The sequence below is a fragment of the Crossiella sp. SN42 genome, from assembly GCF_023897065.1.
Classification (GTDB): domain Bacteria; phylum Actinomycetota; class Actinomycetes; order Mycobacteriales; family Pseudonocardiaceae; genus Crossiella.
Genome location: NZ_JAMHIV010000046.1, coordinates 1 through 24611 on the forward strand (window position 1 = coordinate 1; position 24611 = coordinate 24611).

Consider the following 24611-nt stretch of genomic DNA (forward strand, 5'->3'; position numbering starts at 1 on the left):
AAAAATCAACCCCACCGCTGAGTGAAGAGCCCGCCGTGTCGCTGGCGCGCCACGCCTCTTTCGCAACAAGTGGCTGGGCGGCAGGGGGGTGGGGGCTCAGACCCGGTCATCCGCCCAGCGCGGGTCCTCGCGGACCCGGTCCGCGGCTTTGTCGCGCTTGTCGCGCTTGGGTTTGCGGTCGCCTTCCAGCGCGGCCAGGTCGGTGCGCAGGCGGTCCAGCTCGCTGCGCAGGTAGTCCCTGGTGGCGACCTCGCCGACGGCCAGGCGCAGCGCGGCCAGCTCGCGGGCCAGGTACTCGGTGTCGGCCTTGGTGCGTTCGGCGCGGGCCCGGTCCTCCTCCAGGGAGATGCGGTCGCGGTCGTCCTGGCGGTTCTGCGCCAACAGGATCAGCGGGGCGGCGTAGGCGGCCTGGGTGGAGAAGGCCAGGTTGAGCAGGATGAACGGGTAGGGGTCCCACTGCAGGGACACCGCGAGCAGGTTGAAGCTGATCCACACGATCACCAGCACGGTCTGCCAGAACAGGAACGTGCCGGTGCCCAGGAACCGGGCGATCCGTTCGGAGAACCGGCCGAAGGCCTCCGGGTCCAGCTCGAAGGACAGCCTGCGCGGCTGGCGGGGCTGGTCGAGCCTGCGGCGGGGCAGCAGCTCAGGCATGGGAACGGTCCTCCGCGTTCGGTCCTTCTGGGCTCGATTCCTCGGTGACCTCGGTGTCGGGCAGGCCGCTCGCCCGCCAGTCCTCCGGCAGCAGGTGGTCCAGCACGTCGTCCACGGTGACCGCGCCGAGCAGGTGCTCGCCCTCGTCCACCACCGGCGCGCACACCAGGTTGTAGGCGGCGAAGTAGCGGGTCACCTCGGACAGGGTCGCGGTCGGCGAGAGCTGGGACAGGTCCTTGTCCAGCAAGCCCGCCACCAGGTCCGAGGGGGGTTCGCGGAGCAGCCGCTGGAAGTGCACGCAGCCCAGGTAGCGGCCGGTCGGGGTGGCGCTGGGCGGGCGGCAGACGAAGACCATGCTGGCCAGCGCCGGGGTCAGGTCGCCGTTGCGCACCCTGGCCAGCGCCTCGGCGATGGTGGCGTCCGGGGCGAGCACGATCGGCTCCGGCGTCATCAGACCGCCCGCGGTGTCGTAGGAGTACTCCAGCAGCCTGCGCACCGGCGCGGACTCCTCCGGCTCCATCAGCTCCAGCAGCCGGTCCTTGTCGCCCTCGTCCAGCTCGGCCAGCAGGTCGGCCGCGTCGTCGGGGTTCATCGCCTCCAGCACGTCCGCGGCGCGCTCCTCGCCGAGGTGCCGCAGCAGCGACTTCTGGTCCTCCTCCGGCAGCTCCTCGATCACGTCGGCCAGGCGTTCGTCGTCCATCGCGTCGGCCACCTCGTACCGGCGCTTGGACGGCAGCTCGTGCAGCGCGGAGGCCACGTCCACCGCGCGCATCCCGTCGAAGACGGCCAGCAGCTGCTGGGTGCCCTGCGGCTGCTCGGCGATCCGCGCGCGGGCCAGCCCGCCCACCTTCTCCCAGGCCAGCACCTGCACCGGCCCGCGCCTGCCCAGCCGCCCGGACCGCTGCCGCACGGCCAGCTTGTTGACCAGCCAGTCCCTGGTGCGGGTGGGTTCCAGCCCGGCGTCGACCACCACCGCCGTGCCGCCGTCGGCCAGCGTCACGTGCGCGTCCAGCAGCTCGCCGATGATCAGCGCCTCGTTGGGCCGCTGGTGGAAGTGCCGCAGGTTCACCGAACCGGTGGCCAGCGCGACCGCGCTGGGCTCGATCGAGGTGACCCGCAGCATCGGCACGAAGATCCGCCGCCGGGTGATCAGCTCCACCACCAGCCCCAGCACCCTGGGTGGCGAGCGGTCCACCCGTAGGCCCACCACCACATCCCTGACCTTGCCGATGGACTCACCGTCCGGTCCGAAGACCGTCAGACCGGCCAGCTGTGCGGCGAAAACCCGGTTCGGACCTGGCATGACCGCAGGCTAACGTCACGGCCGTGGCACTACCGGGCAAGACCCTCCGCATGGACCTCGTGGACGTGTTCACCGCCACGCCCTACGCCGGGAACGCGCTGGCCGTGGTGCACGGCGCGGAGGAGCTGGACACCCGGTCCATGCAGGCCATCGCGCGTGAGCTGAACCTCTCCGAGACGGCCTTCCCGCTGCCGCCCACCCAGCCCGGCGCGGACTACCGGCTGCGCGCGTTCAGCCCGCTGGTCGAACTGCCCTTCGCCGGGCACCCCAGCGTGGGCACGGCCTGGGTGCTGGCCAGGGACGGGGTGCTCGGGCACGGCACCGCGGTGCAGGAGTGCGGCGCGGGCCTGCTGCCGGTGCAGGTCGACGAGCGCGGCGCCCGGCTCACCGGCGGCACCCCGGTGCTCGGCGCGGACCTGGACGCCGAGGTGCTGGCCGAGGCGGTAGGCCTGCGCCCGGCCGAGACCTCGGTCAAGGCCGGCATCGCGGGCTGCGGGCTGGACTTCAACTACTTCCTGGCCGACCCGGCTGAACTGCCCGCCGCCACCGCCCGGCCGGAGCTGGTGCTCGCCGCGGTGCTCGGCCGCGGCATCGTGCCGGTGGCCTGGGACCCGGCCGCCCGGACCGCGACGGTGCGGATGTTCCGCGGCACCGGTGGCGAGGACCCGGCGACCGGCTCGGCAGCGCTGGGGCTGGGCGTGTGGCTGGTGGCGCGGGGGCTGCTGCCGGCGGAGGGGCGGTCGGAGTACCTGGTGCGGCAGGGGGAATGGGTGGGGCGGCCGTCGGAGCTGCACTGCGCGGTGACCGCGGCCGGTGGGCTGGCGCGGGAGGTCACGGTGTGGGGCGGGGTCGTCGAGGTGGGCCAGGGCAGCCTGCGCGTGCCGGACTAGCTCGTGCCCGGGAGCAGCCGCGCGCCCGTCCTGCCCTCGCCTAGCTCTCGGCCAGCCACTCCGCCAGCGTCTTGGCCACCTCGGCCCGTTCCTGGTGCGCTGGCCCCTGCCCGACCGCGCTGATCCACTCGTCCACCGCCCTGGCCAGCGCCCACTCCCGCGAGCGGGCCAGGTCCAGCCCGCTGGCGTCGGTCAGCAGCGCCAGCCGCCTGCGCAGCCCGGCCGCGCCGCCGAGCTCGCCGAACCGGTTGCGCAGCAACGGAAGCAGCTCGTAGTGCGGGTCGCCGGAGATCGGCTTCGGGTCGATGGCCAGCCAGGGTTCGCGGCGGCCGGCCAGCACGTTGGCGAACTCCAGGTCGCGGTGCAGCAGCGAGGGCCGGTAGCCGCCGGAGGTCAGCTCGATGTGCGCGCGCACCGCCCGGCCGACCAGCCGGTGCGGCACGGGCTGGCCGACCCGGTCCCACTCGTGGTGCGCGTCCGCGGCCCACAGCAGGGCGTCGTCGATCAGCCGGGGCACGCTCGGCGGCGGCGGCACCCACAGCCGCCTGGCCAGGTTGCCGACGATCTCGCAGGCCGTGTCGTGCGGCTCCCGCTCCAGCGTGCGGTGCTCGTCCAGGCGTTCCAGCAGCATCGCGCCGCGGGCCGGGTCCTCGGCGAGCAGCCGCACCGCGCCGCAGCCCGCCCAGCGGTGCAGCGCGGTGGACTCGTGCCTGGTGTCCTCGTCCAGCCAGGAGACCTTGACCACGTACCGGTCCTCGCCGCTGCGCACCGGCACCACCAGCGCGAACCGGCCGTGCGCGAGTGGGCCGTCCACCTCGACCCGCCAGAACCCGCACAGGTCGCGGATGAGCTCGGGCAACTGGTCCAGCCACGGCCGCGCGGTGTCGCCCTGCCTGGCGATGATCTCGGAGACGAACCGGGCGGGGACCGCGATCACGTCGGTTCGACCCGGAAGACCTGGGCGCAGCGCAGCTCCGCGTTCAGCCGGGCGGCGGCCAGCGCCGTGCGGGTGTCCTGGTCCGGCTCGGTCAGCCGGGCGATGGCGGCCACCTCGGTCAGGTGGGAGTGCGTGCTGGGGGAGCGGACGGTGACCGTGCAGGCGGCGCCGTCGGTCAGTCCGGGCACGGTCTGCTCCGCGCCGCCGACCGCGATCCAGAGCGCGCCGTCCCGCCACAGCGCCCACACCAGGCTCGCCCGGCCGCCGGCCGGGGTGATCCAGACCGCGGCCGCTTTGCGGAGGGCCGCGTCCAGCAGTCGGGTGGTCTCCACCGGTTCAGCATCGCACGCGTTGTGAGAGAGACCTCAGCGGAGTGGCCGAGTCTTGATCGGCGTGCCAGCATTCGCCCAAGCCGCGTTGTTACTGGTCGGTACAAGGAGGTCCGCAGTGGTCGACCGCAGGCGTTCCCGTCGTTCCTGTCTCGCCGTTCCCGGTTCGAGCCAGAAGATGATCGACAAGGCCCGCACCCTGCCAGCCGACCAGGTGTTCCTGGACCTGGAGGACGCGTGTGCCCCGCTGGCCAAGCCGGCCGCCCGCAAGACCATCGTGGCGGCGCTGAACGAGGGCGGCTGGGAGGGCAAGACCAGGGTGGTCCGGGTCAACGACCTGACCACCGAGTGGACCTACCGCGACGTGGTCGAGGTGGTCGAGGGCGCGGGCGCGAACCTGGACTGCATCATGCTGCCCAAGGTGCAGACCGCCGACCAGGTCGCCTGGCTGGACCTGACCCTGACCCAGATCGAGAAGACCATGGGCTACGAGGTCGGCAAGATCGGCATCGAGGCCCAGATCGAGAACGCCAAGGGCCTGGTCGAGGTGGACGCCATCGCCACCGCCTCCCCGCGCATCGAGACCATCATCTTCGGCCCGGCCGACTTCATGGCCTCCATCAACATGAAGTCCCTGGTCGTCGGCGAACAGCCCCCCGGCTACGACGTGGGCGATGCCTACCACTACATCCTGATGCGCATCCTGATGGCCGCCCGCGCCACCGACGTGCAGGCCATCGACGGCCCCTACCTGCAGATCAAGGACGTGGACGGCTTCCGCCGGGTGGCAGGCCGCTCCGCCGCGCTGGGCTTCGACGGCAAGTGGGTCCTGCACCCCGGCCAGCTGGAGGCCGCGAACGAGGCCTACAGCCCGAACCAGTCCGACTACGACCACGCGGAGAACATCCTGGACGCCTACGAGTGGTTCACCTCGGAGGCGGGTGGCAAGCGCGGCGCGGCGATGCTGGGCGACGAGATGATCGACGAGGCCTCGCGGAAGATGGCGCTGGTGATCAGCGCGAAGGGACGGGCGGCCGGGATGTCGCGCACGGACCGGTGGACGCCGCCGGAGAGCTGAGGCGCGCGCGGCGCCGCGGCTGACCGGCCGCGGCGTCCGGCCGTAGAGTGATCGCGTGACCGAGCAGCGGGTGCGGCAGATCCTGGTGGAGGGTTTCACCTCGATCAGGTCAGCTTCGGTCGAGCTGGGGCAGCTCAACGTGCTGGTCGGTGCGAACGGTGCGGGCAAGAGCAACTTCATCCGTGCCTTCGAGATGCTGGGCCGGATCGCCGATGAGGAGCTTGGCTACTTCGTCGGCAAGAACGGTGGTGCCGCTGTTCTGCTCAACGAGGGAGCGGAAAGCGACCAGATCCACCTCCGGTTGACCGCCAGCTCGATCACTTACGAGGCCGTGCTGGAGCCTGCGGGGGAGGACTACCTCGTCCTTTCTCGCGAGACTCTCTCCAACAAGGGCTCGGTCGTCGCCCTCGGTCACGGCGGACGAGAGACCGGCATGTATCGGGATGTTCGGCACCGGGAAATCTCGGCGCACGTTGATGTGGTCGAACTGCTCCGTGGCTGCCGTGTGTTCCATTTCCACGACGCCGGTGTGAGCGCGCCGCCGAAACGCATGACGTCAACCGCCGACAACCTGATGCTTCGGCAGGACGCGGGAAATCTGGCCGCTGTGCTGCTCGCCCTGCGCGATGACCACCACACCGGCTACGCAGCCGCCTACGACCAGATCGTCAACGCGATCCGGCTGGTTGCCCCGTTCTTCCGGGATTTCGTGCTCGAGCCGAACCAAGAAGAACGGGTGCTGCTCCGCTGGCGGCAGCAAGGATCTGACCAGGTGTTCTCCGCCGGGCAGATGTCCGACGGCACCTTGCGGTTCGTCTGCCTGGCCACACTTCTGCTGCACCCGAGGCTGCCCGCCCTGGTGGTGCTGGACGAACCCGAGCTCGGCCTGCACCCCTTCGCGATCGTCCAGCTCGCCGACCTGCTGCGGGCGGCCTCGACCCGCAGCCAGGTGCTGATCGCGACCCAGTCGGTGACCCTGATGAACCAGTTCACCGTGGACGACCTGATCGTGGTCGAGCGAGCGGAGGGCGCCTCGCGGTTCCACCGGCCGGATCCGGAAGCGCTGCGGATCTGGCTGGACGAGTACTCCCTCGGTGAGATCTGGGAGATGAACCTGATCGGTGGCCGTCCCACCAACGAGGGCTCGGCACGTGGCTGAGTACCAGCGGATCCATCTGCTCGTGGAAGGCCAGACCGAGGAGATCCTGGTACGTGAACTGTTCGGCCCCGAGCTGACGGGACTCGGTTACGGCGTCACCCATTCCTCGCTGCGCGGGGTGAGCCGGTGGGCGCGGGTCGAGGACACCATCCGGCGTCTGCTGCACGATCGCAGCATCACCGTGCTGACCACTGTCATCGACTACTACGCGTTCCCGGGAGACGCTCCGGGAATGGCCTCGCGGGCGTTGAGTGATCCGCTCGGCCGGGTCCGCCAGGTGGAGGAGCAGGTCGCCGCGGCGATCGGCGATCCGCGGTTCGTGCCGCACCTGGTCCTGCACGAGACCGAGAGCTGGGTCTTCGCCGCCGGAGACCAACTCGCCGCGCATGTTCGCTCTCCACAACTGGCGACCAGGCTCAGCCGGGACTGCGTCAAAGCGGGTGGGCCGGAACTGGTGAACGACGGTCCGGATTCCGCGCCGTCCAAGCGGCTGCTCCGCTACCACCCCGGTTACCTGAAAACCGCGCACGGTCCCAAGGCCATCCAGGACCTCGGTCTCCCCGCGCTCCGCGCGCAGTGCCCGCACCTCGACGCCTGGCTCACCGAGCTGGCCCGTCGCGCCCGGTGACTGCCCGTTCGGGCAACCGTCGGCGCGCCCCCACTCGGCCAACCGTGTGGACTTCCCGCACGCCGCCCCATCCGGGTCCCGTTGATCAGACACTGATCCCATGGGCCCACTCGACCCCGCTGCCGGGACCGCCGCGTCCGAGCCCGGTCACAACCGCCAGGAGCTGCGGCTTGCCCTGTCCATGCGGGGTGGGGTGTCGCTGGCGGTGTGGATCGGTGGGGCGGCTTCGGAGATCGCGCGGTTGCGGTGTGCGCTGGCGGCGGACGATCCCGGGAACCCGTGGGCGGGGCTGGCTGGGCTGGCCGGGTACGAGTCGGTGCGGATCGATGTGCTCACCGGGGCTTCGGCGGGTGGGCTGAACAGCGCGATCATGGCGGCGAGCCTGGTGTACGGGTTCCGGTTCGACGCCATCCGGGATCTCTGGGTGCAGTTGGGCGATCTGGACGCGATGTGCCGGGCGACGCCGACCATGTTCCAGGCGAAGCCGCCCTCGTTGCTGGAGGGGGACGGGTACTTCGGCAAGGAGCTGCGGCAGCGGTTGCAGAAGCTGGTGGCCGAGCCCGCCCGTGGGCCGTTGGCGGACCGGGTGGACCTGCTGCTGACCGCGACGCTGCTGGACCCGATCACGGTGACCCGGTGGGACGACCGGCTGGCCACCATCCGGGAGCGGCGGCGCTCGGCCGCGTTCCGGTTCCGGCACCGGGGGTGTGCCGGGGATCCGTTGTCGGACTTCGCGGCGGGCACCGAGGCGCGGCGGACGGCGGCGCAGCTGGCGCAGGCGGCGCGGACGACCTCCTCCTTCCCGCTGGCGTTCGAGCCGGCGAATGTGCGGGCGCAGCCGGACACGCCGTCCGGCGAGGTGGATCTGAACGGGTGCTTCTCCGAGACCGCGCCTGCCGGGGCCAAGGCGTTCCAGGTCATCGACGGCGGGGTGCTGGACAACATTCCGGTGGGGGCGGCGATCAAGGCGATCGCGGCCTCGCCCGCGGACGGGCCGACCGAGCGGTGGCTGGTCTACCTCAACCCCGAACCGATCGTGGGCACCACCGCGAAGCCGGTCAGCCAGCGGCGGCGCGGACTGCCGGTGGGGCTGGCGGCGCTGGCCGCCCGGTACAACCAGGAGTCCTTGCTCACCGACATCGAGGAGCTGGACGCGCACAACCGGGAGGTGCGGCGGATCGAGCTGCGGCGGCGGGCGCTGTTCGCGCCGCTGACCGCGCTGCCGGTCGCCGAGCGCGGGACCGGGCTCACCGAGCTGGTGCGCCGGATCGGGCCTGCGCACGCGCACCTGCGGGCCTGCCTGGACGCCGAGCGGATCACCGTCACGCTGCTCGACCCGGGCAAGCGGCCGCCCGGTCTGCTGCGCCGCGCCCCGCTGCACGACGATCCGGTGGCCGGGTGGTCGCCGCAGGCCCGGCGCTCGGTGGCGCCGCGGCTGACCGAGGTGCTCGCCGCCGCGGCCGCCGCGGATCCGGAGACCGTGTTCGCCGATGTCACCGCGCTCGGCGCGGCGGTGGACCTGTGCATCCGCTGGGCTCGGGAACTGGAACTGTGGGCTGACGAGGCCTATCTGCCCGCGATCGGCGAGGTCAAGGCGGTGCTGTACCGGCTGCGCCAGATCGCCGACGTGCTGGCCGACCACGCGGACGGGCGCTGGCCCGCGCTGGCCGCGGCCGAGCCGGGTGAACCCACCGACCTGCGGGCCTGGGTCAGCGCCACCTTCGAGGAGTACCGGCAGGCGCAGCGCGAGCTGGGGCCAGGGGTGAGCGAGCCGCTGGGCTGGGTGCTGGAGGCCGCGCTCACCCCCGATCCCGGTGACGAGCAGGAGCAGGTCGAGGCGAACAAGCGGTTCCAGGGACGGCTGCTCGAACTGGCCGAGGCGCTGGAAGCCGACGGGGTGGAGGAGCGGGAGCAGGACCTGGAACCCAGGGCGGTGGACGCGCTCGGGCTGGCCTGGCCCGCCGTCTACACCGCGGCCACCCGGCTGGCCGAGGCCGCGCCGCGCCGCCCGCGCAGCACCGACACCGAGCTGGACGCCGTGGTGCACCAGCTGCTGGAGACCGCGCCCGACCTGCCGATCACGCTGGCCCAGGTGGTCGCGCTCACCGCACCGCTGCACGCGGCGCAGAGCGCGGGCGGGCGGATCAGGTTCATGCGCATCGCCAGTGACGCGCCCACCCCGATCAACTTCCGGGAACTGTTGGCGGGCAAGGACAACCTCAGCCCGGACGACAAGCTCTGCGGCACCGACCTGGGCGCGTTCGCCGCCTTCTGCTCGGCGAAGTGGCGGGCCAACGACTGGATGTGGGGCAGGCTGGACGCCGCGGCCAGCCTGGTCTCGCTGCTCACCGATCCGGCCCGGCTGCGCGAGTTCGCCCGCGGCCGGGAGCTGGACGAGCTCTTCGCCGACATCGAGCGGATCGCCACCACCCCGCCCGGCCCGGTCGAGCTGGGCACGGAGAACCCGGTGGCGGACAAGGAATGGCGGCGTTTCCTCAGCAGGCGGTTCGAGACCCGCCGGGAGGCGGTGCGGGCCGAGCTGGCCGAGGTGCTCGCGCCCAACCCGGTGCCGCCCGCGCTGCGCGAGACCAGGGCCGCGCTCACCGAACGCGTGCAGTGGGCGGTGATCGCCGCCGAGATGTCCTTTGTGGACAGTGTCGAGCTGGGGGCCAACCCGGGCAGCCCGGAACCCGCCGCGCCGGTGCCGCCGGGCGCGCTGGAGAAGAAGGTCGCCGAGTACCAGGTGGGGCACCAGGAGATCAGGGACCTGGGCGATGTGCGGATGGCGCGCACCGCGATCCGGCTCGGCCTGCTCGCGCACCGCACCATCAAGCCGGAGTCGCACACGGTGCCGATGGTCGCCGCCCGGGTGGCCATGTCCGCGCTGAAACCGCTGCTGCTGGCCGTGCTGTTCTTCGTCACCGCGCCGGAACGCGCGCTGCTGACCACCGCGGTCGCGCTGGCCGGGCTGGTCACCGCGCACCGCCCGGACGACTGGGTGGACATTCCCTGGTGGACCAGGGTCGGGCCGACGGTGTGGGACTTCGGCCGCTGGGCGCTGGTGGTGGCCACCGTGCCGGTGGTCTTCCTCGCGGCCAGGGCCGCGGTCCGCGCGGTGCGCCGCAGGTCCGTCGGCGGGGTGCGCAGGCCCGCCGCGCTGGCCGGGCTCGGCGTGCTGGCCGGCGCGGGCGGGGTGTACGCGGCCTCGGCCGGGCTCTCCTTCGGTCCGGCCGCGATCACCGTGGGCGCGGCGCTGACCACCTGGCTGGCCACCTGCTGGATGCGGGTGGACCGCAGGGTGCTGGCCGCCCTGCTCAGCGCGGCCGTCTTCGCCGGTGGCGCGCTGCTCTTCGCCGGCTACGGACTGCCGATCGGGTGGTGGTTCACCGCCTGCGCGGTGGTGGCCACCTACGCGGTCACCGCGCTGGCCAGCCTCACCGACACGCTCCCGGAACGCCGGCCGCATGAGTTCTCCAGGTAATTCATGATCGAACTACGCGGCAGAATTGATCGGCCACTAATTGTCGTCGAATTCAGTGAGATGGCACACGAAAACGCAACCTGGCTTGCTTTGCGGGGGTGCTGACCAGCGAGTCTGCTGGCATGTTCTTTTTCCGGAAACGCACCGACGATGATCTTTTGGAACGCAGTCTGCGCCCCTGCGACGGTTGTGCCGCGGACGTCCATGTTTATGCCGAGACCTGTCGGCACTGCGGGGCCAGCCTGGAGCTGGTGGCCGGCTGACCCGCTGTGGTGAGCACCTTCACAGCGCGCGACCACCCCGAAGCAGCCATACTCGCCGGTAACAAACCGCGCCTACAGTGCTGTAGAAAGGGGAGCGTCGTGGCCAGGCTCGCCCAGACCGCCGGTCTCACCGACATCCAGCAGGAGATCCTCAGCACCGTCCGCGCGTTCGTGGACAAGGAGATCATCCCGCACGCGCAGGCCCTGGAACACGGTGACAGCTATCCCGCGGACATCGTCGAGGGCATGAAGGAGATGGGCCTGTTCGGGCTCACCATCCCCGAGGAGTACGGCGGGCTCGGCGAGTCCCTGCTGACCTACGCGCTGGTGGTCGAGGAGATCGCCCGCGGCTGGATGAGCGTCTCCGGCGTGATCAACACCCACTTCATCGTGGCGCACATGGTCAAGCAGCACGCCACCGATGAGCAGAAGCAGGACCTGCTGCCCCGGATGGCCACCGGCGACCTGCGCGGCTCCTTCTCCATGTCCGAGCCGGAACTGGGCTCCGACGTGGCCGCGATCCGCACCCGCGCGGTGCGCGAGGGCGACAGCTACCTGATCAACGGCCAGAAGATGTGGCTGACCAACGGTGGCACCTCCAACCTGACCGCGGTGCTGGTGCGCACCGACGAGGGCCGGGAGAAGCCGCACCAGAACCTGACCACCTTCCTGGTGGAGAAGCCCACCGGTTACGGCGAGGTGCTGCCCGGCCTGACCGTGCCCGGCAAGATCGACAAGATGGGCTACAAGGGCGTCGACACCACCGAGATGGTCTTCGACGACTTCCGGATCGGCGCGGAGGCGATCCTCGGCGGCGAGTCCGGCAAGGGCTTCGCGCACATGATGGACGGCGTCGAGGTGGGCCGGGTGAACGTGGCCGCGCGCGCCTGCGGCATCGCCATCCGCGCCTTCGAGCTGGCCGTCTCCTACGCCCAGCAGCGCACCACCTTCGGCAAGCCGATCGCCCAGCACCAGGCGATCGCGTTCAAGCTGGCCGAGATGGCCACCAAGGTCGAGGCCGCGCACCTGATGATGGTCAACGCCGCCCGGCTCAAGGACTCCGGCGCGCGCAACGACGTCGAGGCCGGCATGGCCAAGCTGATCGCCAGCGAGTACTGCGTGGAGGTCACCCAGGAGGCCTTCCGCATCCACGGCGGCTACGGCTACTCCAAGGAGTACGAGATCGAGCGCCTGATGCGCGAGGCGCCGTTCCTGCTCATCGGCGAGGGCACCAGCGAGATCCAGAAGACGATCATCAGCAGGGGACTGCTGCGTGACTACGGTCTCCGGAACTGAATTCCGCGCGCGTCGGAGGGCGTAAACCGGGCAACCTTGGCAGGATTGAGGCTTCAGTCCTGCGGAGGTGCTTGTCTTGACCAGTTCGTTCTCCGGTTCCCGGCCCGGTGGCCTGCCCACCCCGCCCACCGGGTGGCCGATCGGCTCCTACGCCAAGTACGAGGAGGCGCAGCGGGCGGTCGACTACCTCGCCGACAGTTCCTTCCCGGTGCAGGACGTGACCATCGTCGGGGTGGACCTGATGCTGGTGGAGCGCGTCACCGGGCGACTGACCTGGGGCAAGGTGCTGGGCACCGGCGCGGCCTCCGGGGCCTGGTTCGGCCTGTTCGTCGGTGTGCTGGTGAGCCTGTTCAGCAACCAGCAGGGGCTCGCGCTCGGCCCGATCCTGATCTCGTTGATCACCGGCGTGGTGTTCTTCATGATCTTCGCCGCGGCCGGGTACGCCACCCAGCGCGGCAAGCGGGACTTCGTCTCGGCCAGCCAGCTGGTGGCCGGTCGCTACGACGTGCTCTGCTCGCCGCGCAACGCTGAGCAGGGCAGGGACATGCTGGCCAAGCTCGCCATGCGCGGGCCGATCTCCAAGACGGACTGACTGGGTAACGCTGCGCCGAACGGGTAGGAAAATTTTCCCACTTCTGTGTTTCTGAATCGTTGCTGCTTGCCGGTTGCGGCCACTGATCAGCGGCTCTAGGTTCGGTTCCCAACTCCGGGAGGGCACGACGAGGTGCCCGTTCTCACGCTTCGTCGGCCAGGTCGTCTGCACGCGGTCCAGGCTTGCCTTCCGGGTTTCAGCAGGAAGGGAGGCAGGGCGCATGGATGGCCCCTGGCGAGGCAGTCGGACCAGACGCGTACGGACGTTGAGCTTGCTCACCGCCGCCGTGGTCGCCACACCGGTGCTGGCCGCGTGTGGTGGCGGCGAGTCCGGTGGCAACATCATCAACCTCTACGGCGCACCGGAACAGAACTTCCAGAAGGTGGTCGACCGCTGCAACCAGCAGGCGGCAGGCAAGTACCAGATCGTGTGGAACAAGCTGCCCAGGGAAGCCGACGGCCAGCGCGAGCAGCAGGTGCGCAGGCTCGCCGCCGAGGACGACGAGATGGACATCGTCTACCTGGACAGCCCGTGGCTGGCCGAGTTCGCCGAGGCGGGCTGGCTGCTGGAGTGGACGGGACAGAACAAGGCGGAGGCCGAGGCCGACGTGCTGGCCGGCCCGCTGGAGTCCACCCGGTACAAGGGCAAGACCTACGCGGCCACCAAGAACACCAACGTCCAGCTGCTCTGGTACCGCGACGACGTGGTGTCCACGCCGCCGAAGACCTGGGGCGAGATGATCTCCCAGGCCCAGCAGCTCAAGGCCGAGGGCAAGCCGCACACCGCGGTGCTCACCGGCGCGCAGTACGAGGGACTGGTGGTGCACTACAACACCCTGGTCGCCTCGCTCGGCGGGAAGATCATCTCTGACGACGGCACCAGGGCCGTGGTGGACGAGGGCGCGGTCAAGGCCCTGCAGCTGCTCAAGGACTTCGCCACCTCCGGCATCGCCAGCGCCTCGCTGACCAACTCCAAGGAGGACGGGGTCCGGCTGGAGTTCGAGAAGGGCAACGCGGCCTTCCAGCTGAACTGGCCGTTCGTCTACCCGGCCATGCAGAAGGGCAACCCGGAGCTGGCCAAGAAGTTCAAGTGGGCGCGGTTCCCCGGCGCGACGGCGGACCAGCCCAGCCGGGTCACCATCGGCGGCGCGAACTGGGGCGTGAGCCGGTACACCCGCAAGCCCGAGCTGGCCTTCGCCGCCACGCTCTGCCTGCGCAGCCCGGAGAACCAGTTGTTCTCCGCGCTCAACGACGGTGTGCCGCCGACCATCGACTCGGTCTACGACCGGCCGGAGATGCTCGAGGAGTACCCGTTCAAGGAGACCATCCGCGAGGAGCTGCGGGATGCCTCCAACCGGCCGATGACGCCGGCCTGGCAGAACGTCGCCTCGGTGATGTCGCTCATCCTGTCCCCGCCCTCGGCCATCGACCCGGAGAAGACCGCGGCCCGGCTGCGGACCGAGGTCCAGGAGGCGCTCGACTCGAAGGGGGTGATGCCGTAATGGCTACCAAAGTCGTGCTCAGCGAAGGGAAGAAGGCTGAGCGCAAGCTCGGCCTGCTGCTGTGCGCCCCCGCCGCGCTGGTGATGGTCGCGGTCACCGGCTGGCCGATCATCTACTCGGTCTGGCTGTCCCTGCAGCGGTTCGACCTGAAGTTCCCGGACAAGCGGGAGTTCGTCGGCCTGGACAACTACGTGGCCGTGCTGGGCAACAGCTACTGGTGGACCGCGTTCGGGATCACCTCGTTGCTGACCCTGGTCACCGTGGTGATCGAGCTGGTGCTGGGCATGGCGCTGGCCATGATCATGCACCGCACCATCGTCGGGCGCGGGCTGGTGCGCACCTCGGCGCTGATCCCCTACGGCATCGTGACCGTGGTGGCCGCGTTCTCCTGGCGCTACGCCTGGACGCCCGGCACCGGGTACCTGGCCGAGTGGTTCGCCGGGGAGGCCGCGCCACTGACCGACAAGGTCCAGTCACTGATGATCATCTCGGTGGCGGAGATCTGGAAGACCACGCCGTTCATGGCCCTGCTGCTGATGGCCGGGCTGGCGCTGGTGCCGGATGACCTGCTCAAGGCCGCCGCGCTGGACGGCGCCTCCGGCTGGCAGCGCTTCACCAAGGTCATCGTGCCGATGATGAAGCCGGCCATCCTGGTCGCGCTGCTGTTCCGCACCCTGGACGCCTTCCGCATCTTCGACAACATCTTCGTGCTCACCGGCGGTGCGCAGGAGACGTCCTCGGTGTCGATGCTGACCTACAACAACCTGATCAAGGGGTTGAACCTGGGCATCGGGTCCACCATGTCGGTGCTGATCTTCATCGCGGTGGCGATCATCGCCTTCGTGTTCATCAAGGTGTTCGGCACCGCGGCACCCGGCAGCGACCCGCAGGGGAGGCGTTGATGGCCATCGGTGGAGCCGAGACGACCGGCCGCAAGTGGAGCTGGGGCCTGCTGAACACCGTTGTGGTGATCTACGCGCTGTTCCCGGTGCTGTGGATCGTCTCGCTGTCCTTCAAGACCCCCAAGGCGGTCAAGGACGGCGGTCTGCTGCCGAGTGAGTGGACGCTGGCCAACTACGAGGCGATCTTCAACACCACCGGGTTCCTCCGGCCGCTGGTCAACTCGATCGGCATCGCGATCATCGCCACCGCCATCGCGGTGGTGCTGGGCACCATGGCGGCCTACGCGATCGCCAGGCTGGACTTCCCCGGCAAGCGGGCGCTGGTCGGCGTCTCGCTGCTGATCGCGATGTTCCCGCAGGTCTCGCTGGTCTCGCCGTTGTTCGACATCGAGCGCTCGCTCGGGTTGTTCGACACCTGGCCGGGCCTGATCCTGCCGTACATCACCTTCTCCCTGCCGCTGGCGATCTACACGCTCTCGGCGTTCTTCCGGGAGATCCCGTGGGAGCTGGAGAAGGCCGCCAAGATGGACGGGGCCACCCCGAGCCAGGCGTTCTTCAAGGTGGTCGCCCCGCTGGCGGCGCCGGGGGTGTTCACCACGGCCATCCTGGTGTTCATCTTCTGCTGGAACGACTTCCTGTTCGCAATCTCGCTGACCTCCACCGAGACCTCGCGAACGGTGCCGGCGGCACTGGCGTTCTTCACCGGGGACTCGCAGTTCGAGGACCCCACCGGCACCACCTCCGCGGCCGCGGTCGTGATCACGGTGCCGATCATTCTGTTCGTGTTGTTCTTCCAGCGCCGCATCGTCGCCGGGCTGACGTCCGGCGCCGTGAAGGGGTGAGGTGAGTCGTGGCCGACATCGTGTTGGACAAGGTGACCAAGAAGTACCCGGACGGCGCGCTCGCCGTGCAGGAGGTGAACGTCGAGATCGCCGACGGTGAGTTCATCATCCTGGTGGGCCCTTCCGGTTGCGGGAAGTCCACGACGCTGAACATGATCGCGGGCCTGGAGGACATCACCTCCGGCGAGCTGCGCATCGGCGGGGAGCGGGTCAACGAGCGGGCGCCCAAGGACCGGGACATCGCCATGGTGTTCCAGTCCTACGCGCTCTACCCGCACATGACCGTGCGGGAGAACATGGCCTTCCCGCTGCGGCTGGCCAAGGTGGACAACGCCACCGTGGAGCGCAAGGTCAACGAGGCCGCCGAGGTGCTCGACCTGGGTCAGCACCTGGACCGCAAGCCGGCCAACCTCTCCGGTGGCCAGCGCCAGCGGGTGGCCATGGGCCGGGCGATCGTGCGTAGCCCCAAGGCGTTCCTGATGGACGAGCCACTGTCCAACCTGGACGCCAAGCTGCGCGTGCAGATGCGCACCGAGGTCTCCCGGCTGCAGAAGAAGCTGGGCACCACCATGGTGTACGTGACGCACGACCAGACCGAGGCGATGACCCTCGGCGACCGGGTCGTGGTCATGCGCGGCGGTGTGGTGCAGCAGATCGGCGCCCCGCAGTTCCTCTACGAGAACCCGGCGAACCTGTTCGTGGCCGGGTTCATCGGCTCCCCGGCGATGAACTTCGTGCCGGCGACCCTGGAGGAGGGCACGGTCCGCAGCGGCCTGGGCGACATCCCGCTCTCGGACCGGGTGCGCTCGCTGGTCTCGCAGGCGGGCGCGGGCCGCGAGGTGATCGTGGGCGTGCGCCCCGAGCACTTCGAGGACGCCGCGATCGTGGACCCGGTGGCCAAGGCCCGCGGCGCGATCTTCACCGCGCACGTGGACGTGCTGGAGTCGATGGGCTCGGACAAGTACGCCTACTTCACCGTCTCCGGCGAGCGCGCCAGCTCGGCGGACCTGGAGGAGCTGGCCGCGGACGCCGGCCTGACCGACATCGGGTCCAGCAGCGCCGAGGGCAGCCAGATCATCTCCCGGCTGTCCGCGACCTCCGGCGCGACGGAGGGGCAGCCGCTGGAGGTCTGGTTCGACCCGGACAAGATCCAGCTGTTCGACCCGCAGTCGGGCAAGAACCTGACGTACTCCAGCTGAGCACAACGCGAAGCGGGGCGGAGACCGGAACTCGGTCCCCGCCCCGCTTCGCGTCGCCTCAGGCGCCCAGCAGCTTTTCCCGGGCGGAGGGGTCGGACAGCACGGCGGGCGGGGTGAAGCGGTCGCCGTACTTGGCGGCCAGGTCCTTGGCGCGGGCGACGAAGCCGTCCACGCCGCCTTCGTAGCCGTAGATGTACTGGATCACGCCGCCGGTCCAGGCCGGGAAGCCGATGCCGAAGATGGAGCCGATGTTGGCATCCGGCACCGAGTTGAGCACGCCCTCCTCGAAGCACTTGACCGTCTCGATGGCCTCGATGACGAGCATGCGCTCCTTGAGGTCCTCGAACGGGATCGCGTTCGGGGTGGCCGGGAAGTGCTCGGCGAGACCGGGCCAGAGTCCGGTGCGCTTGCCGTCGGTGTAGTCGTAGAAGCCCGCGCCGCTGGACTTGCCCTTGCGGTCGAACTCCTCGACCAGGCGGTCGATGATCGCCTCGGCCGGGTGGGCGACCCAGGTCCCGCCCGCCGCCTCGATGGCGGCCTTGGTCTCGTTGCGGATCTTGCGGGGCAGGGTGAGGGTCAGCTCGTCCATCAGCTGGAGCACCGGGGCGGGGTAGCCCGCCTGGGCCGAGGCCTGCTCGATGCTGGGCGCGGGCACGCCCTCGGCGAGCATGGACACGCCCTCGTTGAGGAAGGTGCCGATCACCCTGCTGGTGAAGAAGCCGCGGCTGTCGTTCACCACGATCGGGGTCTTCTTGATCTTGAGCACCACGTCGAAGGCCTTGGCCAGCGCCTCGTCGCTGGTCTGCTCGCCGCGGATGATCTCCACCAGCGGCATCTTGTCCACCGGGGAGAAGAAGTGCAGGCCGACGAAGTCCGGCCGCCGGGACACGCCCTCGGCCAGGCCGGTGATGGGCAGCGTGGAGGTGTTGGAGGCCAGCAGTGCGTCCGGCGCGACCACCGGCTCCACCTCGGCGAAGACCTTGTGCTTCAACGAGACGTCCTCGAAGACCGCCTCGATCACCAGGTCCGCGCCTGCCAGGTCGGCGGCGTTGTCGGTGGGCGTGATGCGGGCCAGCACCTCATCCCGCTTGTCCTGGGTGAGCTTCCCGCGCGAGACCGCCTTGTCCAGGATGGTCTGCGAGTAGGCCTTGCCCTTCTCCGCCGCGGCCACCGAGACGTCCTTGAGTAGGACCTCGATCCCGTTGCGGGCGCAGACGTAGGCGATGCCGGCGCCCATCATGCCCGCGCCCAGCACCGCGACCTTCTGGGGCTCGTACTTGGGCACCCCGGCCGGGCGGGAGCCGCCGCCGTTGATGTGCTGCAGGTCGAAGAAGAACGCCTTGATCATGTTCTTCGAGATCTGCCCGGCGGCCAGCTCGGTCAGGTAGCGGCTCTCGATCACCAGCGCGTTGTCGATGTCGACCTGGCTGCCCTCGACCGCGGCGCACAGGATGTTGTGCGGGGCCGGGTAGTGCGCGCCCTTGAGCTGCTTGCGCAGGTTGGCCGGGAACGCGGGCAGGTTGGCCGCGAACTTCGGGTTCGACGGGGTGCCGCCGGGGATCTTGTACCCCTTGACGTCCCAGGGCTGCACCGCGTCCGGGTTGGCCTTCACCCACTCCTTGGCGCGGGCGATCAGCTCCTCCCGGTTGCTCACCAGCTCATCGACGATGCCGGTCTCCTTGGCCTGCGCCGGGCGCAGCTGCTGGCCCTGGAGCAGCAGCTTCAGCAGCGCGTCGGCGATGCCGAGCATGCGCACCGTGCGGGTCACCCCGCCCGCGCCGGGCAGCAGGCCCAGGGTGACCTCGGGCAGGCCGAACTTGCTGCGGCCGTCGTCGATGGCGATCCGGTGGTGGCAGGCCAGCGCGATCTCCAGGCCGCCGCCCAGCGCGGTGCCGTTGAGCGCGGCCACCACCGGGCGGCCCAGCTTCTCCAGCCGCCGCAGCTGCGCCTTGACCTCGGTCAGGCCGTCGAAGAACCGCTGCGCGTCGGCCGGGGTCACCTGGCGCAGGTCGTTGAGGTCGCCACCGGCGAAGAAGGTCTTCTTGGCCGAGGTGATCACCACACCGGTGATCTGCTCGCGCTCGGCCTCCAGCCGCTCGACCGTCTCGGCCATCGAGCGCGTGTAGCGCTCGTTCATCGTGTTCGCGCTCTGCTCGGGGTCGTCCAGGGTGAGCAGGACGATGCCGTCCTCGTCGACGTCCCAGCGGATGGTGGAGGTGTGTTCCGACATGTCGCCTTCCGCTCTCAGAGTCGCTCGATGATGGTCGCGACGCCCATGCCGCCGCCGATGCACAGGGTGATGAGGCCGTACCGGCCGCCGCGCCGCTCCAGCTCGTCCAGCACGGTGCCCAGCAGCATCGCGCCGGTCGCGCCGAGCGGGTGGCCCAGTGCGATCGCGCCGCCGTTGACGTTGACCTTCTCGTGCGGCACGTCCAGGTCGCGCATGAACTTCAGCACCACCGCGGCGAAGGCCTCGTTCATCTCGTAGAGGTCGATGTCCTCGGCGGTCAGCCCGGCCAGCGCCAGCGCCTTGCGCGCGGCCGGGGCCGGACCGGTGAGCATGATGGTGGTGTCCGCGCCGCTGAGCGCGGCCGAGACGATCCGCCCGCGCGGGGTCAGGCCCAGCTCGGTGCCCGCCCGCTCGGAGCCGACCAGCACCAGCGCCGCGCCGTCGACGATGCCGGAGGAGTTGCCGGCGTGGTGCACGTGGTTGATCTTCTCCACGTAGTGGTACTTCTGCAGCGCCACCGCGTCGAAGCCGCCCATCTCACCGATCCCGGCGAAGGAGGGCTGGAGACCGGCCAGCGCCTGCGGGGTGGTGCCGGGGCGGAGGAACTCGTCGCGCTCCAACACGGTCAGGCCGTTGCGGTCGCGCACCGGGACCACCGAGCGGTCGAAGTACCCGTTGGCCTGCGCCTTGCCCGCGCGGCTCTGCGACTCCACCGCGAAGGCGTCCACGTCGTCGCGGCTGAAGCCCTCGATGGTGGCGATCAGGTCCGCGCTGATGCCCTGCGGCACGAAGTCCACCGCGTAGTTGGTCTCCGGGTCGTTGAACCAGGCGCCGCCGTCGGAGGCCATCGGCACCCGCGACATCGACTCCACGCCACCGGCCAGCACCAGGTCCTCCCAGCCGGAGCGGACCTTCTGCGCGGCCAGGTTCACCGCCTCCAGGCCGGAGCCGCAGAAGCGGTCGATCTGCACCCCGGCCACGGTGTCCGGCAGGCCGGCCTTCAGCGCCGCGATCCGGGAGATCACCGAGCCCTGGTCGCCGACGGGGGAGACCACGCCCAGCACCACGTCGGAGATCCAGTTCGGGTCCAGGCTGGGGTGGCGCTCGCGCAGCTCGTCGATCAGCCCGACGACCAGGCTGATCGGCTTGGTGCCGTGCAACGATCCGGTGTTCTTGCCGCGACCCCTCGGGGTGCGCACGGCTTCGTAGACAAAGGCCTCTGACGTCATCGGCGGGGAGCCTCCCTGATCGCGGCTCGTGAATCGTGCACTGGTGATGTGACAGTAATGATGTCACAGTGGTGCGGGCGAGTCTCCTGAGACCCACCTCACTCCGGATGAACGCCCAGATCGGCGATCCGGTAGCCCTCCGGGAAGCCGGGGTAGCTGCGGTTGCGCGGGTCGGAGGCACTGCGGGAGTGCCGCCGCACCGGCAGGTGCCGGACCAGCTTCCCGCGTCCGGCCAGCGCCCGCCCGACGGCGCGTTCCAGCCAGGCCGGCTGGCGCGGGAAGCCGAAGGCGCGCAGCAGCGGCTCGTCCATGGCCGCGTACAGCGCGCGCCGCACCGCCGGTCTGCTGGGCGCGGGGTACCAGGAGCAGAACAGGTCCACGGTGGCCGTGCCGACCCGCTGGTTGCTGTCCCGGTACTGGAAGTGCGCGCGCTCGTACTCCCGGTTGAACGACTCGAACTTCCCGTAGCCGTCCGGGATCTGCTTGATGCCCATCCGGCTGCCCACCTCGCGGTAGAAGTGGAAGGCGGCCAGCCGCTCGTGCTCGTGCAGCGGCCGCCAGCCGTACCTGGCCAGCCACCGGATCGGCTCGTAGACGAAGGTGGACAGCACGTAGAGCATGTCGTCGTTGCTGATCTCGTAGCGGCCGTGCATCTGGTTGATCCGCTTGAGCGCGGTCCGCCCGTGCGCGGAGTCGTAGCCGTGCTCGGTCAGCGCGCCCATCAGCAGCAGGGTGTCGTCGTAGCGCCGCTGCGGGCGCTGCGCGAACTCCCGCGTCCGGTCCAGCAGCGCGGAGATGCTGGGCACCGCGTAGGTGCGGAACAGCGCGAACTCCAGCGCCTTGCGGTAGTCCCAGGGAAACTCGAAACTGGCGGACAGGCGGTAGATCTCCCAGTGGTCCCGGATCGGATCCAGTCCCCGGATGACCTCCAGCCGCCGGTATCGGGCCATCGTCGTCCTTCCGTTAGAACCCCATGGTGCGACCGATGATCTCTTTCATGATCTCGGTGGTGCCGCCGTAGATGGTCTGCACCCGGCCGTCCAGGAAGGCCTTCGCCACCGGGTACTCGGTCATGTAGCCGTACCCACCGTGCAGCTGGAGGCAGCGGTCGGCCACCTTCGTCTGGAGTTCTGTGGTCCACCACTTGGCCATCGCGGCCTCGTCGATGGCCAGCGCGCCCTTGGTGTGCTCGGTGACGCAGCGGTCCACGAACACCCTGGCGATGGTGATCTCGGTGGCCAGCTCGGCCAGCAGGAACCGGTTGTGCTGGAACTTGCCGATCGGCCTGCCGAAGGCCTCGCGGTCCTTGCAGTACTGCTTGGTCAGCTCCAGCACCCGCTCGGCCCCGGCCACCGCGGCCACCGCGATGGACAGCCGCTCCTGCGGCAGGTTCTGCATCAGGTAGACGAAGCCCTTGCCCTCCTCGCCGAGCAGGTTGCTCACCGGCACCCGCACGTCGTCGAAGAACAGCTCGGCGGTGTCCTGCGCCTTCTGGCCGATCTTGTCCAGGTTGCGGCCCCGGCTGAACCCGGTCATGCCGCGCTCCACCACCAGCAGGCTGACCCCGTGCGCGCCCGCGGCCGGATCGGTCTTGGCCGCCACGATCACCAGGTCGGCCATGATCCCGTTGCTGATGAAGGTCTTCTGGCCGTTGAGCACGTACTCGTCGCCGTCGCGGACCGCGGTGGTGGTGATGCCCTGCAGGTCGCTGCCGGTGCCGGGCTCGGTCATCGCGATCGCGCTGACCAGCTCGCCCGAGCAGAACCCGGGCAGCCAGCGGCGCTTCTGCTCCTCGGTGGCCAGGTTCAGCAGGTACGGCAGGATGATGTCGTTGTGCAGCGGCAGCGCCAGGCCGCTGGCGCCGGCCCGCACCAGCTCCTCGGCCAGCACCAGGTTGAAGCGGTAGTCCGGCGCGCCGCCACCGCCGTACTCCTCCGGCACCGCCATGCCCAGCAGCCCGACCCGGCCCGCGGCCAGCCAGGCCTCCCGGTCGACGATGCCGTTCTCCTCCCAGCGGGCGTGGTTCGGCTCGACCTCCTTGGCGATGAAGGTGCGGGCCAGCTCGCGGAACTCGTCGTGCTCGCTGGTGAAGATGTCGCGGCGCATCGAACTCTCCCGGGATGGGGTGTGCGGCAGGGGGATCAGGCGGGGCGGGACACGTCCCAGTCGGTCAGGACTTCCTCGGTGTGCTCACCCGGCGCGGGCGGCGGCCCGACCGGCGGGTTGGGGGTGTGCGAGAAGCGGGGCGCGGGGGCGGGCTGGCGCACGCCGTCGCGTTCGGTGAAGGTGCCGCGGGCGGCCAGGTGCGGATGGTCGGGCGCCTCGGTCAGGTTCAGCACCGGGGCGGCGCAGGCGTCGCTGCCGTCGAAGACCTTGGCCCAGTGCGACAACGGCTGGGCGCGGACGGCCTCCGCGATCAGCGCGCGCAGCTCCGGCCAGCGGGCGGTGTCGTGCTGCGGCGGAGCCTTGTCGGCGAGGTCGAGCTTGGTCAGCAGCTCGGCGAAGAACTGGGGTTCGATCGCGCCCACGGCCAGGTGCCGGTCGTCGGCGGTGGGGTAGACGTCGTAGTACGGGGCGCCGGTGTCCAGCATGTTGGCCCCGCGCTCGTCCTGCCAGCCGCCGCTGGCCAGCATGCCGAAGATCAGCGTGGCCAGGTGCGCGGTGCCGTCCACGATCGCGGCGTCCACCACCTGACCCTTGCCGGTGGCCTTCGCGCTGAGCAGCGCGGCCAGCACGCCGACCACCAGGTACATCCCGCCGCCGCCGAAGTCGCCGAGCAGGTTGAGCGGCACCTGCGGCGGCCCGCCCGCGCGGCCGATCGCGCCCAGCGCGCCGGTGACCGCGATGTAGCCGATGTCGTGCCCGGCCATGGACGACCACGGGCCGTCCTGGCCCCAGCCGGTCATCCGGCCGTAGACCAGCTTCGGGTTGCGCGCCCAGCAGTCCGCCGGACCGAGGCCGAGGCGTTCGGTGACGCCGGGGCGGAAGCCCTCCAGCAGCACGTCGGCGCGCTCGGTCAGGCGCAGCACCAGTTCTTTCTCGGCCGGATCCTTGAGGTTGGCCACCAGCGACCGCTTGCCCCGGTTGAGCACGTCGTAGCGGCCGGTGCCGGTCAGCACGGAGCCGCCGGGCCGCTGCACCACCACCACGTCCGCGCCCAGGTCGGCCAGCAGCATGCCGGCGAAGGGGCCAGGCCCGAGCCCGGACAGCTCGACCACCCTGATCCCGCTCAGCGGGCCAGCCATCGGAGTACCTCCACCGGTGCGAGAACGTGCCGCGATGAGTGTGACACCACTACTGTCACACCAACAGGGGTGTATTGTCCACTCCGTGCTGGACGCCGAGGATCCGACGCTCACCGTGGACGAGCTGGCCGCCCGCGCGGGAATGACCGTGCGCACGGTGCGCTTCTACGCGGGCAAGGGCATGCTGCCGCCGCCGACGCTGCGCGGCCGGGTTGGGCTGTACGGGCCCGAGCACCTGGCCAGGCTGGACCTCATCCGCGAGCTGCAGAACCTGGGCTTCACCCTGGCCGCGGTCGAGCGTTACATGGCCAGGCTGGAACCGGATGCCACCGTGCAGGACATCGCGCTGCACGGCGCGCTGGTCGCGCCGTGGGCCGGGGAGTACGAGGAGATGGACCGGGACGCGGTGGACCGCCGCGCCGGGCGCAGGCTCACCGACGAGGAGCTCGGCCGCCTGCTCATGCTGCACGTGCTGGAGATGGTGGACGAGGACAAGTTCCGGGTGGCCAGTGCGGTGGAGTTCTCCCTCGCGCTGGAGCTGATCGACCTGCCGATGCCCTTCGAGCTGCTGATGGACGCCGGCGAGGTGATCAACAAGCACGCCGAGCGGATCGCGGCCGACCTGCGCAAGCTGTTCTCCACCAGGGTGTTGCGGCCCTACCAGGAGCACGGCAGGCCGCCGGAGGAGCGCGAGCAGCTGATCATCGCGCTGCGCAAGCTGCGCCCGGCCACCACCAGGGCCGTGGTCACCGCGTTCCAGCAGGCGGTGGACCGGGCGATCAAGGAAGCGGTGGACCGGTCGGGCGCACCACGCTGACCGTGGTTGATTGGCTACCCCTGGCGACCTAGGGTC

General features: G+C 70.3%; 22 protein-coding genes. 13 read left to right on the forward strand and 9 right to left on the reverse strand.

Annotation, left to right across the window (positions count from 1 at the left end; genetic code table 11):
• Positions 1-96: 96 nt before the first annotated feature.
• Together M8C13_RS39375 and M8C13_RS39380 are read right to left on the reverse strand one after the other, a co-directional pair.
• Positions 97-654: a DUF1003 domain-containing protein gene (locus M8C13_RS39375; RefSeq protein WP_252485919.1), complete on the reverse strand. Its 558-nt coding sequence runs from the start codon at positions 652-654 to the stop codon at positions 97-99.
• Positions 647-1957 carry a magnesium transporter MgtE N-terminal domain-containing protein gene (locus M8C13_RS39380; protein WP_252485920.1) on the reverse strand — a complete coding sequence of 437 codons (1311 nt, stop codon included), beginning with the start codon at positions 1955-1957 and terminating at the stop codon, positions 647-649. Before M8C13_RS39380 ends, M8C13_RS39375 begins: the two co-directional genes overlap by 8 nt.
• A 23-nt stretch (positions 1958-1980) precedes the next feature.
• On the opposite strand from M8C13_RS39380, the gene M8C13_RS39385 reads away from it, so the two are divergent.
• Complete coding sequence (locus tag M8C13_RS39385; protein WP_252485921.1) at positions 1981-2847, forward strand: PhzF family phenazine biosynthesis protein; 867 nt, start codon at positions 1981-1983, stop codon at positions 2845-2847.
• A gap of 40 nt (positions 2848-2887) precedes the next feature.
• Here the strand turns inward: M8C13_RS39385 and M8C13_RS39390 are convergent, their stop codons facing one another.
• Complete coding sequence (locus M8C13_RS39390) at positions 2888-3784, reverse strand: aminoglycoside phosphotransferase family protein (protein WP_252485922.1); 897 nt, start codon at positions 3782-3784, stop codon at positions 2888-2890.
• Positions 3781-4116 (reverse strand): hypothetical protein, encoded by a 336-nt coding sequence (locus M8C13_RS39395; protein WP_252485923.1) that lies wholly within the window; start codon positions 4114-4116, stop codon positions 3781-3783. Before M8C13_RS39395 ends, M8C13_RS39390 begins: the two co-directional genes overlap by 4 nt.
• 115 nt (positions 4117-4231) lie before the next feature.
• Here M8C13_RS39395 and M8C13_RS39400 point away from each other — a divergent pair, with 115 nt between their 5' ends.
• From M8C13_RS39400 to M8C13_RS39450, 11 genes are all read left to right on the forward strand, one after another.
• A complete protein-coding gene (locus tag M8C13_RS39400) occupies positions 4232-5191 on the forward strand; it encodes a CoA ester lyase (protein WP_252485924.1) in 960 nt (319 codons plus the stop codon).
• Positions 5192-5261: 70 nt separating this feature from the next.
• Complete coding sequence (locus tag M8C13_RS39405; RefSeq protein WP_374213323.1) at positions 5262-6350, forward strand: AAA family ATPase; 1089 nt, start codon at positions 5262-5264, stop codon at positions 6348-6350.
• A complete protein-coding gene (locus tag M8C13_RS39410; RefSeq protein ID WP_252485926.1) occupies positions 6343-6978 on the forward strand; it encodes a DUF4276 family protein in 636 nt (211 codons plus the stop codon). The genes M8C13_RS39405 and M8C13_RS39410 overlap by 8 nt, the downstream gene beginning before the upstream one ends.
• A gap of 100 nt (positions 6979-7078) precedes the next feature.
• Positions 7079-10459 carry a patatin-like protein gene (locus M8C13_RS39415; RefSeq protein WP_252485927.1) on the forward strand — a complete coding sequence of 1127 codons (3381 nt, stop codon included), beginning with the start codon at positions 7079-7081 and terminating at the stop codon, positions 10457-10459.
• Between the two features lie 98 nt (positions 10460-10557).
• The gene (locus M8C13_RS39420) at positions 10558-10722 is read left to right on the forward strand and encodes a hypothetical protein (protein ID WP_252485928.1); all 165 of its coding nucleotides are present in this window, start codon (positions 10558-10560) and stop codon (positions 10720-10722) included.
• Between the two features lie 99 nt (positions 10723-10821).
• Positions 10822-12018: an acyl-CoA dehydrogenase family protein gene (locus M8C13_RS39425; RefSeq protein ID WP_252485929.1), complete on the forward strand. Its 1197-nt coding sequence runs from the start codon at positions 10822-10824 to the stop codon at positions 12016-12018.
• A 76-nt stretch (positions 12019-12094) separates the two neighbouring features.
• Positions 12095-12610 carry a general stress protein gene (locus tag M8C13_RS39430; RefSeq protein WP_256510488.1) on the forward strand — a complete coding sequence of 172 codons (516 nt, stop codon included), beginning with the start codon at positions 12095-12097 and terminating at the stop codon, positions 12608-12610.
• 220 nt (positions 12611-12830) lie between these two features.
• Positions 12831-14111, forward strand: a complete 1281-nt coding sequence (locus M8C13_RS39435) for an ABC transporter substrate-binding protein (protein ID WP_374213318.1) — start codon at positions 12831-12833, stop codon at positions 14109-14111.
• Positions 14111-15013 carry a carbohydrate ABC transporter permease gene (locus tag M8C13_RS39440; protein WP_252485932.1) on the forward strand — a complete coding sequence of 301 codons (903 nt, stop codon included), beginning with the start codon at positions 14111-14113 and terminating at the stop codon, positions 15011-15013. The genes M8C13_RS39435 and M8C13_RS39440 overlap by 1 nt, the downstream gene beginning before the upstream one ends.
• Complete coding sequence (locus tag M8C13_RS39445) at positions 15013-15855, forward strand: carbohydrate ABC transporter permease (protein WP_252485933.1); 843 nt, start codon at positions 15013-15015, stop codon at positions 15853-15855. Before M8C13_RS39440 ends, M8C13_RS39445 begins: the two co-directional genes overlap by 1 nt.
• 8 nt (positions 15856-15863) lie before the next feature.
• Positions 15864-17054 (forward strand): ABC transporter ATP-binding protein, encoded by a 1191-nt coding sequence (locus M8C13_RS39450; protein WP_252485934.1) that lies wholly within the window; start codon positions 15864-15866, stop codon positions 17052-17054.
• Between the two features lie 58 nt (positions 17055-17112).
• Here M8C13_RS39450 and M8C13_RS39455 read toward each other — a convergent pair whose 3' ends face one another.
• The 5 genes from M8C13_RS39455 to M8C13_RS39475 all read right to left on the reverse strand — a co-directional run bounded on the left by M8C13_RS39455 (position 17113) and on the right by M8C13_RS39475 (position 23758).
• Positions 17113-19284, reverse strand: coding sequence for a 3-hydroxyacyl-CoA dehydrogenase NAD-binding domain-containing protein (locus M8C13_RS39455; protein ID WP_252485935.1), 2172 nt, complete (start codon positions 19282-19284; stop codon positions 17113-17115).
• A gap of 14 nt (positions 19285-19298) precedes the next feature.
• Positions 19299-20513: an acetyl-CoA C-acetyltransferase gene (locus M8C13_RS39460; protein WP_252485936.1), complete on the reverse strand. Its 1215-nt coding sequence runs from the start codon at positions 20511-20513 to the stop codon at positions 19299-19301.
• Between the two features lie 98 nt (positions 20514-20611).
• On the reverse strand, positions 20612-21463 hold the full coding sequence (locus tag M8C13_RS39465; RefSeq protein ID WP_252485937.1) for an oxygenase MpaB family protein: 852 nt from the start codon (positions 21461-21463) through the stop codon (positions 20612-20614).
• A 13-nt stretch (positions 21464-21476) separates the two neighbouring features.
• On the reverse strand, positions 21477-22619 hold the full coding sequence (locus M8C13_RS39470; RefSeq protein ID WP_252485938.1) for an acyl-CoA dehydrogenase family protein: 1143 nt from the start codon (positions 22617-22619) through the stop codon (positions 21477-21479).
• Positions 22620-22654: 35 nt separating this feature from the next.
• Positions 22655-23758 carry a CaiB/BaiF CoA-transferase family protein gene (locus M8C13_RS39475; RefSeq protein WP_252485939.1) on the reverse strand — a complete coding sequence of 368 codons (1104 nt, stop codon included), beginning with the start codon at positions 23756-23758 and terminating at the stop codon, positions 22655-22657.
• Positions 23759-23843: 85 nt separating this feature from the next.
• On the opposite strand from M8C13_RS39475, the gene M8C13_RS39480 reads away from it, so the two are divergent.
• On the forward strand, positions 23844-24575 hold the full coding sequence (locus tag M8C13_RS39480) for a MerR family transcriptional regulator (protein ID WP_252485940.1): 732 nt from the start codon (positions 23844-23846) through the stop codon (positions 24573-24575).
• Positions 24576-24611 lie beyond the last annotated feature (36 nt).

Coding starts and splice junctions, on each gene's coding strand:
- M8C13_RS39440 (WP_252485932.1), top strand. CDS start 14,111: ATGGCTACCAAAGTCGTGCTCAGCGAAGGGAAGAAGGCTGAGCGCAAG.
- M8C13_RS39380 (WP_252485920.1), bottom strand. CDS start 1,957: ATGCCAGGTCCGAACCGGGTTTTCGCCGCACAGCTGGCCGGTCTGACG.
- M8C13_RS39470 (WP_252485938.1), bottom strand. CDS start 22,619: ATGCGCCGCGACATCTTCACCAGCGAGCACGACGAGTTCCGCGAGCTG.
- M8C13_RS39435 (WP_374213318.1), top strand. CDS start 12,831: ATGGATGGCCCCTGGCGAGGCAGTCGGACCAGACGCGTACGGACGTTG.
- M8C13_RS39445 (WP_252485933.1), top strand. CDS start 15,013: ATGGCCATCGGTGGAGCCGAGACGACCGGCCGCAAGTGGAGCTGGGGC.
- M8C13_RS39475 (WP_252485939.1), bottom strand. CDS start 23,758: ATGGCTGGCCCGCTGAGCGGGATCAGGGTGGTCGAGCTGTCCGGGCTC.
- M8C13_RS39455 (WP_252485935.1), bottom strand. CDS start 19,284: ATGTCGGAACACACCTCCACCATCCGCTGGGACGTCGACGAGGACGGC.
- M8C13_RS39465 (WP_252485937.1), bottom strand. CDS start 21,463: ATGGCCCGATACCGGCGGCTGGAGGTCATCCGGGGACTGGATCCGATC.
- M8C13_RS39460 (WP_252485936.1), bottom strand. CDS start 20,513: ATGACGTCAGAGGCCTTTGTCTACGAAGCCGTGCGCACCCCGAGGGGT.
- M8C13_RS39375 (WP_252485919.1), bottom strand. CDS start 654: ATGCCTGAGCTGCTGCCCCGCCGCAGGCTCGACCAGCCCCGCCAGCCG.
- M8C13_RS39415 (WP_252485927.1), top strand. CDS start 7,079: ATGGGCCCACTCGACCCCGCTGCCGGGACCGCCGCGTCCGAGCCCGGT.